Consider the following 17,820-nt stretch of genomic DNA (forward strand, 5'->3'; position numbering starts at 1 on the left):
GCCGCCGCTCAGCGCTCGCGCGCCACCCATGCGCCGTGGAACCCGGCCGGCACGCGACGCGGCAGATGCACGGTCGCGACGGGCCCCGCGTCGATCGCGCGCGCATCGAGGATCACGACGTCGCTCGTATCCGTCGCCGCGCGGTAGACCATCACCAGCAGCCAGCCGTCGTCCTCGTCGACGCCGCCCGGACGCGGCACGAACACGGGCTCGCCGTTCTGGTCGCCGGGCGGCACCGCGTAGCGCGTCGTCGCGCCGCTCGCGTGGTCGAAGCGCATCACGCCGCGCATTTCCGCGTTGTTCGGCTGCTCGACCGCATACAGGTAACGGTAGCGGCGTCCGGTCCGACTTTCGTTGATGCGCGGCAGCTCGATGCCGCCGTCGGCGAGCGGCCCCTCGTCGACCAGGCCGTGCGCCGTGTCGATCACATAGCGCCACAGCTCGCCGAGCGGGTTATCGGCAAAGCGGCCCGTACCCGCGTCGAACCGCAGGAACGACGGATAGCGCACCGCGTCGAACACGATGCACGACGCGTCGCAGTCGTACGCGTTCACGACGTGCTGGATGAAACACGGCTCGATGCCGAACCAGCGCACGGCGCCGCCGTGGCGCGGGATCACGCCGATGCGCGCTTCGCGGTCGTCGTGCCAGCGCAGCGGCATCCGGCAGCCCTGCCCGAGCAGCGAGAAATCGTAGCCGACGTTCAGGTCCAGCAGCAGGCTGCGGGTTTCGGTCACCGCAAGGTCGTGCATCATCGACGGCGCGGGCAGGTCGATCTCGATATCGACACGCTGCACGCCGTGCGCGTCGGCCACGCCGTAGCGCAGCCACGGCGCGCGCCAGTCCGCGCGAAACGCGATCAGCTCGCCGGTCACCGGATCGACCTTCGGATGCGCGGTCATCCCGCCGCCCAGGCCCGCATGCCGGCGCGGCGCGCCGAGCGAATCGAGCGCGGCCGTGATCGCGAACGGCGCGCCGCCCTCCGACAGCGCGAGCAATTCGCCCGCATGCCGCAGCACGCTGACGTTCGGGTTGGTGTCGGGCAGATCCGGCACCTGCGCGGGCGCATGCACGGCGGCCCAGCGCTGCGTGCGCGCCCAGCGGTTCCGGTAGCCGGTCGCACGGCCGTCCTCGAACGCGATCGCGTGCAGCATCGCGGCTTCCGGCCACCACGACAGCATGTCGTTCCCTTCAAAGCGGCCGCCCGGCGGATTCGGGCCGTTGCGCAGCAGCGTACCGTCGAGTTCGCGCGGGACGGCGCCCGTCACGCGCAGGTCGACGAGGTCCACCTCGTCGGCGACCGGCGCGATCGCGCCACGGTTCAGATCGAATACGGTCATCGCGTCGGATGCTCCTTCAGCAGTCTTCGGTAGACGGCGGCAGATCGCCGCCCGCCAGCGCGAGCGCGTGATCGCGCACGTCGCCCGGCCAGCCGGCGATCAGCTCGGCGAGCCGCGCCGGATCGTTCGCATACAGCGCCCGCGCGGCCTCCTCGAAACCGGGCAGGTCGCCCGCCATCGCCGACATGAAGTGGTATGCGCGGGTTTGCGCGTCGCGGTGCCGGTTGGCCGCCGCCTGCGTGCGCCGCGCGTCCTCGACGAGCTTGCGCAGCGCGACCGACGCGCCGCCCGGCTGCGCGCCGAGCCATTCCCAGTGACGCGGCAGCAGCGTGACCTCGCGCGACACGACGCCGAGCTTCGGCCGGCCGCGGCCGCGCTGTTCGCCGGCGCCGGCCGGCTCGCCGGCGGCCGCTGACGCGTCGCCCGACGGCGGCGCATAGCGCGCGCGGATATCGTCCGCCGTGCCGCGCAGGTCGAGGTCGATCGAGCGGCCCGTCGCGTCGTCGAAGATCAGGATCGTGCCGGCCATCGCGTCGCCGGCGGCCTGCCGGACCGCGAGCGCGACCGTCGCGAGCGGGCCCGACGCGAGCCGCCGGTGGCCGTCGAAGGCCGTGTACGAAGGAAGGAGCGTGGAAGTCGTCATGGTGATCGCCCGAGAGCAGAATTCAGAATGACGCTATTTTTATCCGGGTATTAATCAGATGTCAATATTGCCCGGGTAAAAATATGGCGGCCGTTCCGACGCCGAGGCTCGACCCGCCGATCGATTCAAATGCTGAATCGATCAAGTCAGCAATTGGCATGAAGGCGCGGATTTCGACATGACAGAATGGCCTGGACGCCCTCGCTGCATCGGCGTCCGGCGCCCGCCCTCGAACCGGCGGCGCCCGCACGCATCACGCGCGCAACGACGCGCCGGCCGCACGACGGCACCTTCCGCCCTTCGGAGGAGACAGTCATGAATCCGCTTCACGCGCTGCCGTCGTCCGCGTCGGCAACGGCCCGGCGCACGCGCGTGCGCTGGCTCGTGCTGGCCGTGCTGTTCGCGGTCACGACGATCAACTACGCGGATCGCGCGGCGATCGCGATCGCGGGCCCGAGCCTCGCCCGCGCGCTGCACCTGAACCACGTGCAGATCGGCTTCATCTTCTCCGCGTTCGGCTGGTCGTACGTGGTCGCGCAACTGCCGGGCGGCTGGCTGCTCGACCGCTACGGATCGCGCATCGTCTATGCGTTCAGCATCTTCTTCTGGTCGCTGTTCACGCTGCTGCAGGGCACGATCGGCTTCTTCGGCGGCGCGGCCGCGTTCGCGCTGCTGTTCGGCTTGCGCTTCCTGGTCGGCGCGGCCGAGGCGCCGTCGTTCCCGGCCAACAGCCGGATCGTGTCCGCGTGGTTCCCGGCCGCCGAACGCGGCACCGCGTCGGCGATCTTCAACGCCGCGCAGTATGCGGCGACCGTCGTGTTCGCACCGCTGATGGGCTGGCTCGTCCATGCGTTCGGCTGGCAGTCGGTGTTCGCGGTGATGGGCGTGCTCGGTTTCGCATTCGTCGTGGTATGGAACCGCACGATGCACGACCCGAAGGACCACCCGGACATCAACCGCGCGGAACTCGACTATCTCGCCGAAGGCGGCGCGCTCGTCAACATCGACCAGGCGACGGGCGGACGCGACGGCGGCCCGTCGATGCGCCACGTGAAGGCGCTGCTGAGAAGCCGGATGCTGATCGGCGTTTACGTCGCGCAGTACTGCATCAATGCGCTCACCTATTTCTTCATCACGTGGTTTCCCGTCTATCTCGTGCAGGCCCGCGGAATGTCGATCCTGAACGCCGGGCTCGTCGCATCGATCCCGGCGGTGTGCGGCTTCCTCGGCGGGATTCTCGGCGGCCTCGTGTCCGACGCGCTGCTCAGGCAGGGGCGGTCGCTGTCGGTCGCCCGCAAGGTGCCGATCGTGATCGGCATGCTGCTGTCGATGTCGATGCTCGTCTGCAACTACACCGACTCGCACGTGCTCGTCGTGCTGTTCATGGCGCTGTCGTTCTTCGGCAAGGGGCTCGGCGCGCTCGGCTGGGCCGTCAACGCCGACACCGCGCCGCGCCAGATCGCGGGCCTGAGCGGCGCGCTGCTCAACACCTGCGGCAACCTCTCGAGCATCACGACGCCGATCGCGATCGGCTACATCGTCGATCGCACCGGCTCGTTCAACGGCGCGCTCGTCTATGTCGTCGCGCACGCACTCGTCGCGGTGATCTGTTACGTGTTCGTCGTCGGCGAGATCCGCCGCGTCGAACTTCACTGAACCGCGCGGGCCGCGCCGGCTCGGCCGGCAGCCCGCGCGCCACCGGAACCAGGAGCGAACCGATGTCCGAATCCCGCCATGCCGGCACGCCGCGCGTCACGCGCATGCAGGTGATTCCCGTCGCCGGGCGCGACAGCATGCTGCTCAACCTGTGCGGCGCGCACGCGCCCTGCTTCACGCGCAATCTCGTGATCCTCGACGACAGCAGCGGACGCACGGGCGTCGGCGAGGTGCCGGGCGGCGAAGGCATCCGGCTCGCGCTCGAGCGCATGACGGATCGCGTGATCGGCCAGTCGATCGGCCGCTACCAGGCGACGCTCAACGCGGTGCGCGCGGCGCTGTCCGGCGCGAGCCCGGCCGCAGGTGCGGGCCGCACGATCCGTCACGAGGTGACGTCGGCCGGCGAAGCGGCCGTGCTGCGCCAGCCGCACGAGATCAACCTGCGGCTCGACAACGTGATCACCGCGATCGAGGCCGCGCTGCTCGACCTGCTCGGCCAGCACCTCGACGTGCCGGTCGCGGCGCTGCTCGGCGAAGGCCAGCAGCGCGACGCCGTGCCGATGCTCGCGTACCTGTTCTACGTCGGCGACCGGCGCCGCACCGATCTGCCGTATCGCGACGAAGCGCGCGCATCGGACGCATGGTTTCGCCTGCGCAACGAAGCGGCGCTCACGCCCGCCGCGATCGTGCGGCAGGCCGAAGCCGCCGTCGCGCGCTACGGCTTCGCCGACTTCAAGCTGAAGGGCGGCGTGATGGCCGGCGCCGACGAGATGGCGGCGATCGCGGCGCTCAAGGCGCGCTTTCCCGACGCCCGCGCGACGCTCGACCCGAACGGCGCGTGGTCGCTCGACGAGGCCGTCGCGCTGTGTCGCGGACAAGGCCACCTGCTCGCGTATGCGGAAGATCCATGCGGGCCGGAAGGCGGCTATTCGGGCCGCGAGGTGATGGCCGAATTCCGCCGCGCGACGGGGATCCCGACCGCGACCAACATGATCGCGACCGACTGGCGGCAGATGGATCACGCGGTACGGCTGCAGGCGGTCGACATCCCGCTCGCCGACCCGCATTTCTGGACGATGCAGGGCTCGGTACGGCTCGCGCAGCTGTGCCGCGACTGGGGACTCACGTGGGGCTCGCACTCGAACAATCACTTCGACGTGTCGCTCGCGATGTTCACGCATGCCGCGGCGGCGGCGCCCGGCACGATCACCGCGATCGACACCCACTGGATCTGGCAGGACGGCGACGCGCGACTCACGCGCGAGCCGCTCGCGATCGTCGGCGGCAAGGTGGCCGTACCGCAGCGGCCGGGGCTCGGGATCGAACTCGACATGGCGCAGGTCGAGGCCGCGCATGCGCTGTACAACGCGGTCGGCGGTACGGCGCGCGACGACGCGGTCGCGATGCGCCATCTCGTGCCGGGGTGGACCTACGACCCGAAGCGGCCGAGTCTCGGACGCGCGTGACGGAAACCGGCGACCTCGCCGCCGGTTCATCGCCACCCCGGACGCCGCCGCGCGACTGCCCTTCCCGGCCCGGCCGCGGCTTCAGCCGTGCCGCGCCGGCAAAGCGGCGGCGCAGCGCCCGATACTGCGCGCGATGCGGTTCGCATGCACGAGCCCCGGATCGAGCCCGGGGTCGTAGATGGTGAAGTTGATCCCCGCGACACGGCCCGATGCGACGAGCGGGCCGAGCAGTGCGTCGAGCCCGTCGAAATCCAGCCCCGGCGAACCGGGCGAATCCACCGCGGGCAGTTGCGCCTGATCGAGCACGTCGAGATCCACGTGCAGCCACGCATGCCCGAGCGCCCGAGCGCCGAGCCAGCCCACCAGTTCGGCCGCGACGGCCGCGGGCCCGCGCGCCAGCAACTGCCCGATCGTGATGCGCGTGATCGCCGTGCTGGCGATATCGCCATACGTGGTCTCCAGGTCGCCGGATTCGGATTCGCGCTCGCCCACCTGGCAGGCGTCGAGATCGTCGACGAGCGGGCCGTCCAGATCGGGCCAGTCGGTCAGCAGCGGCTCCCCTCGCCCGGTCGACAGCGCAAGATCCATCCCCGCCACGGAACCGAGCCGCTTCGATGTGTCGTAGTTGCCGGGATGGTAGAAATCGCTGTGCCCGTCGACGTGCACGAGCCCGGCGCCGCCCGCCCGGCGGTTGCCCAGCAGGCACCCGAGCAGGACGCTGCAATCGCCGCCGAGCACGATCGGAAACACGTGCCGCCGGCGCGCGTCGGCGACGCGCCCGGCCAGGTCGAGCGAGAAATCGCGGATCGCCCGGCCGTTGCCGAGACGGGTTCCGGGCTGCGGCGTGAATGCATAGGCCGGATGCGCGAGCCGCGACACCTGCGCGCCAACTTGCGCGGCAAGGCCCGTCGCCAGCAACACTTCCGGGGCGCGCCAGGTCTCGGGCTCAAGACCGGCCGCGTTCGGCCGGAGGCCGAGGCTGCTGGGCGCGACGATGAATTCGACTGGCCGGGGGCCGCCGGTTTGCGACAGTCCGGCCTGCAGGCCGGGTGATGCGATGGACGGCGACATGCGTTCTCCTCGCGTAAGCGTCGGCTGGCGAATGTGCTAACCTTTTAAACAACGATCAAAGGTTAGCATCAATTTAACCCATGTCCAGCATTTCACCGGTTATGGAAGCGCATGTATTCGAGGCCCGCGATTTCATCGGCGGCCACCCTGTCCTCGATTTCATCAATACGGTGAGCGGCCGCGATCAGACGCCGTGCGACTGGCTGCCGGATTACGACGCCTATCTCGCGTGGCTGACGCAATCGGCACGCGTTCCCGCCTCCGACCTGGCCCGGCTCGCGGCTCGCGCGGCCGAGGCGCCGGCTGAGGCCGCGCGAGCACTGCGCGATGCGAAGCGCCTGCGCGAAGCGTTGTTCGGCATCGTCGGCGCGCTCTCGCACGGCGCTCCGGTGGCCGCGGCGGACCTCGAAACGCTGGAGCGGCTCTGGAAGCGCGCGATCGGCGGCTGCCGGCTGGTCGCAACGGCCGCCCGGATCGAGCTCGGCAGCCCGTCCGATCCGGCGGACCTGCATCTGCCGGCCCACCAGCTTGCACTCGAGGCCGTGAAGCTGCTCGAAGCGTTGCCCCAAGGGCGGTTGCGGATGTGTGCGGGTTCGAACTGCGCGTGGCTGTTCATCGACAGTTCCAAGACGGGGCGCCGCAAGTGGTGCGACATGGCCACTTGCGGCAACGTGGCCAAGGCACGGCGGCACTATCGCGCGGTGAGGGATGCGCCGGCGGAATCGGACAGCCGCGGGGCGACAGAGTGACGGCTGCCGGGCGCCGGTCGCGCGCTCGCGGTACGTCGGGATTGCGGCGGACGGCCGGTTGCCAAACACCGTAAATGCCCGCATCCTGCCGGCTGCCTGAACCCGCCCGCGCGGCAACCGGTTCGCCCCACCCTCGCTCAACGAAGCGCTCGCCATGACGTCTCACGACCCGACTTCGCGACAGATCGTCGTCTTCATCCTGTACCCGGTGCTGTGCCTGCCCGCAAGCATGACCGTCGCCGGTTACGTCGCAACCCTGATGACGCGGAACATGTCGAGCTTTGAAGGCGGGGCCGGCTATGCGGCGCTCTGGTGGGGGATCCTGCTGACCGGCGGATTCTTCGCCCTGTCGATGCTCGTTTTCGCGTTGCTGCGGAAAAGGACGGCAATTCTCGCGGCCGTTACGGTGGCGTTCGCCGGGCTGTCGATACCGGCGTTCAAGGTCATGTATGAACTGCTGACCTGAGCGCGGTTGGCGGGTGCGATGTTGTGTCGCCACGGTGAGAGCGGTGCGCGGGCGCGAGTGGATGTCGCTGCGCTGCGTCGAATCAGGCCGTGTCTGGGGGATTTTCAGGACGTTCAGTTCGAATAGCCCTGGATGCCGTAGTTCGTGTCGTGACGACGCCCCCACCATGGCAGATAGGCGTTGTCTTCGCCGCGGGCACGGAACCAGTCGCTGTCCGGGTCGATCGGTGTGAGCTTCGACGGCGGCAGCACTACGACCGCGGTTGGATGGCTGGCGTCTGTGGTGCCGGCAATCAGTGCGTTCCCGCCGAAGTGGTTGATCCGGCCGATCGCGAGTGCGACGTTCGTCAGCGCCGTACCCGCGCCCATGTCACCAAGCAGCGCCGGCGTGTTGAACACCTGCTTCGTGTAGTCGAATTCCGGCAGCGTTTCCGTCAGCGTCTGCGATAGCGAAGCCAGACGCGTCGATGCTGCATCACCGCCCTTGCCCGCGTCATGCACGACGAACTGAATGCTTGCGGGGTCGACGTTCGCGTTATGCGCGGCCTGCGCGATCGTTGCCTTCCATGCCTGGACCGCGCGTGTCGTGCCGGCCTTCGCCTCGAAGTCGCTCACGTTACCCGTCGCAGCCTTGCCGATCCATGCGAGCGGCTCGCGTTCAGTCTTCAAATCTGGACCGGCAAGAAACAGCACGGTGAGGTTTTCGTTCATCTGCTCGTCTTTGGGCGGGAAGCTTGGGGCGTCCCAGTTCATCACCCATACGCTTTCCTGCGGATGCGCTTGCAAGTAGTCAAGCGCGGCATTCAGGGACGTGAAGCCGGCATTCGCGCCGCCGACATGGATCTGAATATCAGGTGGCGCATCCTTGCTCCATAGGTCAGGAAATTCTTTGTTTCCAATGGCAAATGCAGTGATCATTTCCTTACGAAGGTATGTACGTGCTTCTTGCGGCGATAGTCGCGAGGGAACCGCGAACTCCATTCGGATTCCTGCCAGTTCTCGCCAGTGCTGCTTGTCGGATGGTTGCACCGTATAAAAGTAGCGACCATTCATCGCATACTTCTCGTGAAATAGAACAAGAAACTTGGAGACATACTTTTCGTAGAACCCATCGAAGCTTTCAGCCCCGTTGTTACCATAGGCGATTCCGGCGACGGGACGAACTGTACTAAACGACTTGGGATCTGCTCTAACCATATCGTCGTTCTTGTTCGGTTTGACGAGTCCCATCGTCCACAGCAGTTGCCATTCCGTCGGATAGTCGCGACGCTGCAGGGGATTGAGCCACTCCAGACCAACAACTTGAGCAAGAAACGGTTTCTCCCGGACTGATGTCGGTGGTGAGGCGGGCTGCTCTGCGTCAGCCGTCGTAGCTGAACATGCCGTGGCAAAGGCAAAAGCTGCGAACCTTACCAGCGCTGACATTCCTATCCATCGGGTCATTTGTTTGTACCGGTATCTGCCTCGCATCAGGCAGTGGTTTGCGTCGCAAATCCTCGCTCAGAGCACTGCCCCCCTTGGCAAGGGGCTGGGAGAGGCTCGATTACCCAATGATGTCGGGCATCATCCGACGCCGACACGTTCGCGATCCTGTTTCGCTGCGCGAGATGATCCGGCGACTGCGAGGTCGAACAGATCATCTCCAATGCCCTCCTGCGCCCCTCAGTTGAGAGACGCGGATCAAACGAAGCAGCTGCGATATCTCGGGAAATTGGGTTGCATCCGCATGCCCGGTTCAGGAACGTCCGGACGTTGGCACTGACGAAATGAGCACCGCTCCGCACGACGTCTTGTGACCGTCGAACGACGCGAGTGCCCCCTCCACATCAAAGCCGGCTTCACCGTCGACGATGACAACCTCGCCGTGAAGCGGACACGTGCAGCGATCTCCCTGACGAGCGACTGAGCGCCCCATGACTTCACTGTTCGCGGCACCAGTCTCTACACGTCCACCATGGCTATGCACGTCGCCTACCCGAATGATGCCGCGCATGGCTTCTCCTTAGTACGAATAGCCCTGGATGCCGTAGTTCGTGTCGTGGCGGCGGCCCCACCATGGCAGATAGGCGTTGTCTTCGCCGCGGGCGCGGAACCAGTCGCTGTCCGGGTCGATCGGTGTGAGCTTCGACGGCGGAAGGACGACCACGGCAGTCGGGTGGCCTGCGTCCGTGGTGCCGGCAACCAGCGCGTTCCCGCCGAAGTGGTTGATCCGGCCGATCGCGAGTGCGACGTTCGTCAGCGCCGTACCCGCGCCCATGTCGCCAAGCAGCGCCGGCGTGTTGAACACCTGCTTCGTGTAGTCGAATTCCGGCAGCGTTTCCGTCAGCGTCTGCGATAGCGAAGCCAGACGCGTCGATGCTGCATCACCGCCCTTGCCCGCGTCATGCACGACGAACTGAATGCTTGTGGGGTCGACGTTCGCGTTATGCGCGGCCTGCGCGATCGTTGCCTTCCATGCCTGGACCGCGCGTGTCGTGCCGGCCTTCGCCTCGAAGTCGCTCACGTTACCCGTCGCCACCTTGCCGATCCATGCGAGCGGCTCGCGCTCAGTCTTCAAATCTGGACCGGCAAGAAACAGCACGGTGAGGTTTTCGTTCATCTGCTCGTCTTTGGGCGGGAAGCTTGGGGCGTCCCAGTTCATCACCCATACGCTTTCCTGTGGATGCGCTTGCAGATAGTCGAGTGCGGCATTCAGGGACGTGAAGCCGGCATTCGGGCCGCCAATGTGAATGCGGATATCCGGCGGCGTATCCTTGCTCCACAGATCCTTTGCGGACTTATTGCCAATTTCAAAATAGTCTTTGATCTGGTAAGCCAAATAATCTATTGCCTCTTTCGACGCCAGTCGCTGAGGTATCGCGAACTCGACGCGAATGCCTGCCAACTCTCGCCAAAGACGCGGATCATGTGATTTAACCGTATAAAAATAATGATCATTCATCACATATTTCGTGGCAAACAGACCCAGCAGCGTATCGACATACTTCTCATAGTATCCATCGAAGCTCTCCCTTCCATGGTTCCCGTCCGCAACAATAGCGACTGGCTTAACTGATAAAAAGCTTTGAGGGTCCGTTCTGACCATGTCATCGTTCTTATTCGGCCTGACCAGCCCCATTGTCCATAGCAGTTGCCATTCCGTTGGATAGTCGCGGCGCTGCAGAGGATTGAGCCATTCCAGACCAACAACTTGCGCGACAAATGGCCTCTCCTGGGCGGGGGGCAGTGGTTTCGGAGTCGAGATCGGCTGCGCGGCCTCGGCTGTCGACGATGACCACGCCGTAACGAATGCAAAAACAGCCACCCCAACAAGGGCAGGCAGCCCTATCCATCTTGTCATCTCCTCTCCCATGCTTCGCGTGTGCGGACTATGACCGAATGCCCAGATTGCGACAATACCAACCGCAAGAAGTACTCCAACGAATACCAGTGCAAATCGTCGTGACCGGGAGGCGACCAGCGATCTCATACTGCCTCCCCGATACCGAGTAATGTACCACCCTGCCGCGTGTCGTCTATCGAGTCAGGAAGCATTGCCTCGGGGTCTTCGAGCACCCAGTCTTGCAAAAACTGCCCATTCATTTTTCCTTTCTCGAAGTACGTCGAATAGATTTTATTCGGATTGCCTTTTTCCAATTGCTTACCGAACCGCCAGTCTGCTTCAACTCTAAAATCGTTCAACTGCTCAGACGAGATTCGACAAATACCAATCGCGACATCGTAAGCCAGCGCCAACCTGGCATGCATCGGATTCGTCATGATCGTCGAATGGTTCGTCGGGTTATTCACAGCCTGATCGAGAATACGCACGACCTGCTTGTTTCGCCATTTTTCATATCCCTCCGGCATTTGTGCGTTGGACCCAGCCTCGCCGATGACCACATCGTCCTTGACCCACTCCGAATTGTTGTCGTGACGAGCCTCCATGCGCGTGATTGCATGGTCCTCATAGCGTTGTGACGCCTCGCTGTCCGCATCTCCCTTGGGCGCCATCTCAACTGCATGCTTGCCTTCAGCCTTATATGTGTCGTACGGGTCAGCCATGTTGATGCTGGCCTTGCTCTTGTTTCGCGCAGCCGCCACCGGATCGTTGTCCTCATTGAAATCGCTTTCGGCGTTTCCGTCCCTGACCTGTACGACCGCTCCATAGCGGATCGCCTGCGGGAAGAACGGTTCCGGCAGGCCAGGTGCATCACACAGGACGTGCCAGTCCTTCGGTGGATCGGCGTTGGTACGAAACATGCCAAGAGCCGAAGTCGCCAATGTCGCGATAAACAACACGGGAGCCGCGCCGATGGTGCCGACCTTGCCATACCAATGCTCGTTACCCCGCAGCGCCTTGACCAGGTTGTATTTGGCCGGTGGCGACGTGGGATAGAAAAACAGCTTCGACGAGCCCTTTTCGTAACGCCAGTCATGCTCCCAGGTCCGATAGACGACAGGGTTCTCCTGGCCGACCTGAAAGTTGGTGGCGAACACGCGCTGCGTGAACAGGCTCGTGCCCTTCACGAGTTCGACCTCTTTCGGATGCAATCCTCGCCAGCCCATGCCCTGCACCGGAGCCGCGGAAATCACCTGATCGTGCGGACACGAGTACAGCGTCACACGCCCGTAGGTGTGATTCTGGACGCCATACCGCTTTCTGTCGTCGTCCGGATCGTAGGCGGGCTTGCCGTCTTCGCCCGCCTTCATGTTTGCCATCGTCATCCGATAGTCGAGCGGGTCGCGCTGATCCTCGGCACCCTTGCTCTGCGCGATCAGTTCGAAAAATGCCTTCAAGGTCTTCGCCCGCGCCTGCGATTCCACCCGACCTCGGTTGCCCTTCGAATCATGGTTGTTGCGCTCGGCCCAGTGTTCCATGAACGGCGAGTTGTCACCCTCGATGGAACCGACGATCCCGTAGGGCGGATTGGCCAGCACATAGGTATCCGCCACGCATCTCACGCCGGCCGCCTTCGACAGCCGATCGCCGAGAAACGCCGAGGCAATGCCGACCATATTGCCCTGGCTATGGCACACCACGGTGATCGGGACATCCTTTTGCACTTTCCGGATAGACCCGATGAGCTTCGCCAGACGCAGCGCGCCCATCACGTTGTACGCGCGCGGCGGTGTCTCGTAGATCTGACGCGCCGTGGGATTGATGCTCTGAATGTTGATGAACCCGAAGATGCGCGGATCGACGCCGGCATTCCACAGGTCCGGCAGGCTGCCGCAACCGTTCGCGAACGGGCCACCGCCCCAATAGTTCTGCTCGTTCAGGAAGATCGACTTCCCGTAGCGCTTCAGATCCTCGGCGTTCGCCTTGTAGCCCCAACGAAAATGAATGACGGGCGAGTAGGTATTTTCGTCCGGTTGCAGATAGGTCTTCGATGTCAGTTTCGGGTTGATGAACCCATCATCGGTCAGGCTCTTCATGTAACGCATCTTGCCCATCTGGCCACCCAGTGGCCCGCGATGCGTCAAATGATCGTCCTCGCGCCCAAGACGCCTGTTCAAGCCGGCGCACAGCCCCTCTTCTCCCGCTTCGAACCACTCTCCCTCCGAGTTGACCCCGTGCACGAAAATCACGATGCCCGGCAACGGCATCTGCATGACGCACAGATAGTCCGATTGGCTGAGCGTCATCACGCCATTGCCGTTGGCGACCAGGTAGCGATTCTGCAAATCGCCGTTCCCGTCCGACGAAGCTCCGCCTGAAGGCGCGCGCGGATCGAGGCCGCCGCCCTCGTTCGCCGCGGCTTGCGCCGACGCATTGTTTTCAGGTGCGACCGGATTGGCCGGTGCGGTATTGGCTGTATCTGCCATGATGATTGCCATCCCCGGTCAATTCTTGTTCTTGAAGAAATTCACGACGAATGGTTCGAACTGGTTGCTCTGGATGGGAGCAAGCTTGCCCGCGGCGTCGGATTGCCCCTTCACCACTTCGCCCGATGCTTTCGTGATCTCCGCCTGCATGCCTTCCACGGCCTGCCCGTCGGTCGCCCGCACGAGCTTGGGCACGCGCCCGAGTGGGGCATGATCGAACTTCGGCATGTCCGTGCTCATGCTCGCCGGCCCCTGCCACGAGTGCCCGGCGGACTTCACCGTGAACGTGCCGGGGCACCCCAGTTCGATATCGTTGCCGTGCAGTTTCAGGTAGGCGCCACCGGACGTCGTGAGAACCACCTCGTCGCTCGCCATGCCCGCTAGCTTGCCGCCGGCCGCCGTGAACTGAATGTTCTTCGCGGAATCGATCTGCGTGTCGTCGTTCTGGCTCTGCAGCGTCACCTTGCCCTGATTCGCAATCGCCGAAACGCCATCGCTGTGCGCGAACATCGCGACGCCGCGGCCACCGTGCAGCGTGATGTGCTGGCCGCTGGTCAGTTGCACGTGTTGCTGCGCGACCTGGTCGATGTTCTCGCCGGCGTATGTCACGTGGGTCTTCGGCGTGATTGCAACCGAGCCGGCTTGCGCGCCGAACGCCATCAGCGCTTGCGACCCGGCCGCACCACCGGTTCCGGCGTCCGACGCGCCACCGCCGCCGGGTGCCCAGCCCTTGAACGCCGCGGCGACCGCCTGCTGGCCCGTCGTGTCGCTCGCCTGACCGCCATGCTGACCGGCGTAGTCGCCCAGCGACTTGAACAGGTCCGTGCACTCGCCGAGCAGCCGCAGCAACTCGTCACGATCGAGCTGACCGCCGCTCGCCTGCGAGCGTGCGTAGGTCGTCAGGAGAATGCCCTGCGCGGCCCGCAATGCGGCTGCCGCGTCGGTGCGCAATTCCGCACCCTCGCCACGATCCTGACCTCGGCCGTCCTGGCGGGGTTGCGTCAGGTACCCTAGATTCAGCTGGGAATACGCGTGCTCGCTCGCCAACTGACTGGATATTTGTCCCGGGGTATCGTCGAGACGCAGCTGGTTATATCGGCGCCCCTTGATTTCCTTGGTCTTGATCCCCGACACGTAGCGGTTGCCGGGAAGGTTGCCGATGTGGGTGAAGGCCGCCGGGGGATTCACGCCGTTGCTCAGCACGTTGATGATGACCAGGCGGTCCGGATCGCCGCCGAGGCTGCCGATCAATACCTCCATGCCGACTCGCGGCAAAAACAGCGCCCCGAAGCTGCCGCCCGCGAGACTCGCTCCGACACGGATCGGTGCGCTGTCGCCGGCATTGTCGTTCGTGCCCGCCCCTTGGGCATGTGCATGGTCCGCCGGATCGAGGCCATGGATCCGAACGCGAACGCGGCCGTCGGCATCGCAAAACACTTCCTCGCCTTGCTGGCCGACGATCGTGCCGGTCAACAGGTGCACGGGCGGCAGATCGACCTTGGGATCGTACGCCGGCGTCAGCGGTACGCCACGCCGCACACAGGTGAACTGATTTTCGTAGCGCGTATCGGCTTCGGTTGCCGCCGACGCCGGCGGCTGCAATGGCGCCGGATAGGCGAGGTGCCGGCTCGCGGCAAACAGCGCCTGGACACGGTCGGTCAACCCCTTCGGCAAATTGTTCCAGATGTCGTGGTCGATCGACGTGATCACGAGCTGCCGCTGGTCGGAGGACTGCATGTCCCATTCGGGATCTCCGGTCAGGGTGATCCACGCCCCGACGGCCAGATCGCGCACGCTGCTCACGCCGTCGTAACGCTCGGCTTCAAACTGATGCGCGAGCATCCGGACGCGCGTGAGGCGCTCGTGATCGTTCCATGAGTCGCCCGCATGGGGGATGTCGATCGCGACGTCGGTGAGCAGCTGCGCCAGGTCGTTGCCGGCCTCGCCCTGGTTGAGGCTCGACGCGACCACCGACTCGTCGATACGCGCCTTCTTGTAATCCCACGACGGACGCCCGACCTGGCCCGGCGCGAGCCGCTGATGCAGTGCGAACAGCGTAACGGTGTCGCGCTCCTCGGTGGCGGCGTCGCGCGGATGCAGTCGGACCGTGCCGGCCGGCGCTTCGGGCAACGACATCGGGTCGTCGCAACACACGAGCGTATGCACCGGCGTGTCGTCCTGGCCGCTCCCCGCTCCCTTGACCGGACCGGCCTTGGCAAACACCGTGATGCCTTCGCGCCTCAACAGGCGGCGCACGAAGTTCGCATCGGACTCATTGACCTGGCGGGTCAGCTCACGCGCCGGATACCGGTCGCGACTCAAGCCGGACAGGTCGAATTCGAAGGCCGCAGCCAGCGCCGGGCTACGCTGACGCCATTCGCCGAACAATGTCGTGAGGATGTCGACTACGTTGCTCTGGCGGAATACACGGGAATTCGTGCGTTTGTCCATCAAAGACAGGGCGTCGCACACCGTGAGCTGGTACACGCACAGCTCACCGTCGCTCTGGCCGATCTGCACATCCTGGACGATCGCGTTGACGAAGTGCAACCGGCCCCGATCGGTGACGAGCCGGATCGAGACGGGGACGCCGAGGAATAGCCTCGGCGACAGGTTGTGGCGGGGCGACACGCAGGTCAGATGCCCGCGAATGCCGGTCATCAGCCCTTCGTGCACGTGCGCGTGCTGCAGCGCAAGCAAGTGCCCCAACGCGCCTTGCGCCTTGCCGAAATTCAAGGCGACAGGCCGACGATTCCAGTCGACCACCCCTGCCGCGAAGCTGCTTATTGTTTCGCTTATCGACACTGCCGTTCTCTCAATATTGTTGTAAACGTATTGAATTCGGCTTTGCGACTCGCGCCACGGCACGGCACGGTCACACTACCGATTTGTGACAGCGAGGATATCAAACTTGCGGGAGCGATCCGGCGTCCGACGAACGTCCAGGCCGCTTGCCGACACAATCTGACAAGCGTTGAGTTGACGGAATTCTGAGTGCGGCGAACAAGGCACTGGCGCCGCGATCGTGAAAAAGAACGGGATCAGCGAATGATCGACTGGCAATTGACCACTGGCATTTCGGCCGCAGGGACGGCCGCCGTCAAGCAACCCGGGCAGGCTGGATGGCCGGCATCCGTGTGACGTGCGAGCACCACCGATGTCGAACAAAAAGCAAAAAGCCGGCTCGAGGCCGGCTTTTTGTTTGTGAAGCATCAGGCTGCATTTTGTTGCACTTTGTGAACGAGCATGTCACTTCGCGCCCAGTGCAACACTATCCTTCCTGTCTCAGGAGGACGAGCCTTTCGAATTCCGTTGGTGGAGCGGAGGAGGATCGAACTCCCGACCTTCGCATTGCGAACGCGACGCTCTCCCAGCTGAGCTACCGCCCCAACAGTCAATCATCATACACACGCATTTCCGCGCTTGGCAATAGGGGTTACACACCCCGCGCGCGTCACTTCGACGGCGCGCCGGCCAGCACCCATTCGACCACCGAACGGACGTCGGCGTCGCTCATGCGCGGATGCGCGGGCATCGGAATCGCCCCCCAGACGCCGGAGCCGCCGTCCTTCACCTTCTTCGACAGCTTGGCCACGGCCTGCGGATCGGCCTTGTAGCGGGCGGCAATATCCTTGAACGACGGGCCGACCAGCTTGCGGTCGACCGCATGGCAGCCCATGCAGGCGTTGCCGCGCGCGACCTTCAGGCCGTCGCCGACGTCCGCATGCGCGACGCCCAGCGTACCGGCCACGAGCACCGCGACCGCGGCGCCCTGCGCCATCCATTGTTTCATCTGCTTCATCTGAATGCTCTTCATTGCGACGGCGCCTTCGGGTTGCCCGGGTGCACGCTGGACGAATTCGAAATCGGTGCGGGCGACTGCAACGGCGTGGACTGCACCGACGCGTCGGGCACGGCGCCCACCGTCGCGCCATCCGTCGGCGCGGCGACAGCCTGCGCTCCGGACGCGCCGCTCGCGGACGACGCGGCCTGCAGCGCCTGCGCATCCTGCGGCTTCACGTACTGGAATACCTTCACGACCTTCTCGACGCCCGGCACCTGGCTGGCGGCTTCCGCACCGCGATTGCCCTCGTCGACCGTCACCAGGCCCATCAGGTAAAGGTTGCCGCGCTCGCTGACAACCTTGTAGTAGTTCGCCGAGATGCCCTTCGTCGCGATCAGCTCGGATTTCACGCGCCCTTCGAGGTACGAGTCGTTCGCACGCGACGACAGCGACGACGCCGGCTCGACCGACAGCTCGTTGACGATGCCGTTCACGTTGTTGATGGCGCGCACGATTTCCTCGGCGCGCTGTTTCGACGCATCGTTCGGCACTTCGCCCGTCAGCAGCACACGGCGGTTGAACACCGTCACGTTCACGTGCGACTTGTCGGGCAGCCCGTTGTTGATCTGCGAGAGTGCCTTGACCTGGATCTCGCGATCCTCCGTCTGCGCGCCGAGCGTGCGGCGATCGGTCGCGATCAGCGCACCGCCGCCGGCCGCTGCGCCCACGACCCCGAGCACACAACCCTGCAGCGACACGGCGAGGCCCGCCGTGAGCGCGGCGAGCAACGTGGTCCTGACGAGCGTCTGTTTGACGCGGCTTTGATTCATCGACGGCT

Annotated in this window: 14 protein-coding genes and 1 tRNA gene; 4 read left to right on the top strand and 11 right to left on the bottom strand. The window is 64.9% G+C overall.

The window, feature by feature from the left end:
• Positions 1 to 8: 8 nt before the first annotated feature.
• Together GQ56_RS0101600 and GQ56_RS0101605 are read right to left on the bottom strand one after the other, a co-directional pair.
• Positions 9 to 1,340, bottom strand: coding sequence for a carotenoid oxygenase family protein (locus GQ56_RS0101600; RefSeq protein ID WP_031396975.1), 1,332 nt, complete (start codon positions 1,338 to 1,340; stop codon positions 9 to 11).
• Positions 1,341 to 1,356: 16 nt separating this feature from the next.
• Positions 1,357 to 1,983 (bottom strand): DUF2239 family protein, encoded by a 627-nt coding sequence (locus GQ56_RS0101605; RefSeq protein WP_031396976.1) that lies wholly within the window; start codon positions 1,981 to 1,983, stop codon positions 1,357 to 1,359.
• 315 nt (positions 1,984 to 2,298) lie between these two features.
• Here GQ56_RS0101605 and GQ56_RS0101610 point away from each other — a divergent pair, with 315 nt between their 5' ends.
• Positions 2,299 to 3,639: an MFS transporter gene (locus tag GQ56_RS0101610; RefSeq protein ID WP_031396977.1), complete on the top strand. Its 1,341-nt coding sequence runs from the start codon at positions 2,299 to 2,301 to the stop codon at positions 3,637 to 3,639.
• A 62-nt stretch (positions 3,640 to 3,701) separates the two neighbouring features.
• Complete coding sequence (locus GQ56_RS0101615; RefSeq protein WP_031396978.1) at positions 3,702 to 5,105, top strand: enolase C-terminal domain-like protein; 1,404 nt, start codon at positions 3,702 to 3,704, stop codon at positions 5,103 to 5,105.
• An 81-nt stretch (positions 5,106 to 5,186) separates the two neighbouring features.
• Here GQ56_RS0101615 and GQ56_RS0101620 read toward each other — a convergent pair whose 3' ends face one another.
• On the bottom strand, positions 5,187 to 6,176 hold the full coding sequence (locus GQ56_RS0101620) for an arginase family protein (protein ID WP_081894799.1): 990 nt from the start codon (positions 6,174 to 6,176) through the stop codon (positions 5,187 to 5,189).
• Between the two features lie 101 nt (positions 6,177 to 6,277).
• On the opposite strand from GQ56_RS0101620, the gene GQ56_RS0101625 reads away from it, so the two are divergent.
• Together GQ56_RS0101625 and GQ56_RS0101630 are read left to right on the top strand one after the other, a co-directional pair.
• Positions 6,278 to 6,925, top strand: coding sequence for a CGNR zinc finger domain-containing protein (locus GQ56_RS0101625; protein ID WP_052007118.1), 648 nt, complete (start codon positions 6,278 to 6,280; stop codon positions 6,923 to 6,925).
• A gap of 154 nt (positions 6,926 to 7,079) precedes the next feature.
• Positions 7,080 to 7,391 carry a hypothetical protein gene (locus GQ56_RS0101630; protein WP_031396981.1) on the top strand — a complete coding sequence of 104 codons (312 nt, stop codon included), beginning with the start codon at positions 7,080 to 7,082 and terminating at the stop codon, positions 7,389 to 7,391.
• Between the two features lie 113 nt (positions 7,392 to 7,504).
• Here GQ56_RS0101630 and GQ56_RS0101635 read toward each other — a convergent pair whose 3' ends face one another.
• The 8 genes from GQ56_RS0101635 to GQ56_RS0101665 all read right to left on the bottom strand — a co-directional run bounded on the left by GQ56_RS0101635 (position 7,505) and on the right by GQ56_RS0101665 (position 17,812).
• Entirely contained in the window at positions 7,505 to 8,833 is a 1,329-nt protein-coding gene (locus GQ56_RS0101635; protein WP_043301023.1) for a hypothetical protein, read from the bottom strand.
• Positions 8,834 to 9,125: 292 nt separating this feature from the next.
• Positions 9,126 to 9,383 carry a PAAR domain-containing protein gene (locus GQ56_RS40500; protein ID WP_075122837.1) on the bottom strand — a complete coding sequence of 86 codons (258 nt, stop codon included), beginning with the start codon at positions 9,381 to 9,383 and terminating at the stop codon, positions 9,126 to 9,128.
• A 9-nt stretch (positions 9,384 to 9,392) separates the two neighbouring features.
• Positions 9,393 to 10,859 carry a hypothetical protein gene (locus tag GQ56_RS0101640; RefSeq protein WP_031396983.1) on the bottom strand — a complete coding sequence of 489 codons (1,467 nt, stop codon included), beginning with the start codon at positions 10,857 to 10,859 and terminating at the stop codon, positions 9,393 to 9,395.
• Positions 10,856 to 13,018 carry a T6SS effector phospholipase Tle3 domain-containing protein gene (locus tag GQ56_RS0101645; protein WP_052007120.1) on the bottom strand — a complete coding sequence of 721 codons (2,163 nt, stop codon included), beginning with the start codon at positions 13,016 to 13,018 and terminating at the stop codon, positions 10,856 to 10,858. The genes GQ56_RS0101640 and GQ56_RS0101645 overlap by 4 nt, the downstream gene beginning before the upstream one ends.
• Positions 13,019 to 13,216: 198 nt before the next feature.
• Positions 13,217 to 16,003, bottom strand: a complete 2,787-nt coding sequence (locus GQ56_RS0101650) for a type VI secretion system Vgr family protein (protein ID WP_052007122.1) — start codon at positions 16,001 to 16,003, stop codon at positions 13,217 to 13,219.
• Between the two features lie 508 nt (positions 16,004 to 16,511).
• Positions 16,512 to 16,587 (bottom strand) — tRNA-Ala (locus GQ56_RS0101655).
• Positions 16,588 to 16,652: 65 nt separating this feature from the next.
• Positions 16,653 to 17,015, bottom strand: coding sequence for a c-type cytochrome (locus GQ56_RS0101660; protein ID WP_031396986.1), 363 nt, complete (start codon positions 17,013 to 17,015; stop codon positions 16,653 to 16,655).
• On the bottom strand, positions 17,012 to 17,812 hold the full coding sequence (locus tag GQ56_RS0101665) for a BON domain-containing protein (protein WP_031396987.1): 801 nt from the start codon (positions 17,810 to 17,812) through the stop codon (positions 17,012 to 17,014). The genes GQ56_RS0101660 and GQ56_RS0101665 overlap by 4 nt, the downstream gene beginning before the upstream one ends.
• Positions 17,813 to 17,820: the final 8 nt, after the last annotated feature.

The organism is Burkholderia paludis (assembly GCF_000732615.1).
GTDB lineage: Bacteria > Pseudomonadota > Gammaproteobacteria > Burkholderiales > Burkholderiaceae > Burkholderia > Burkholderia paludis.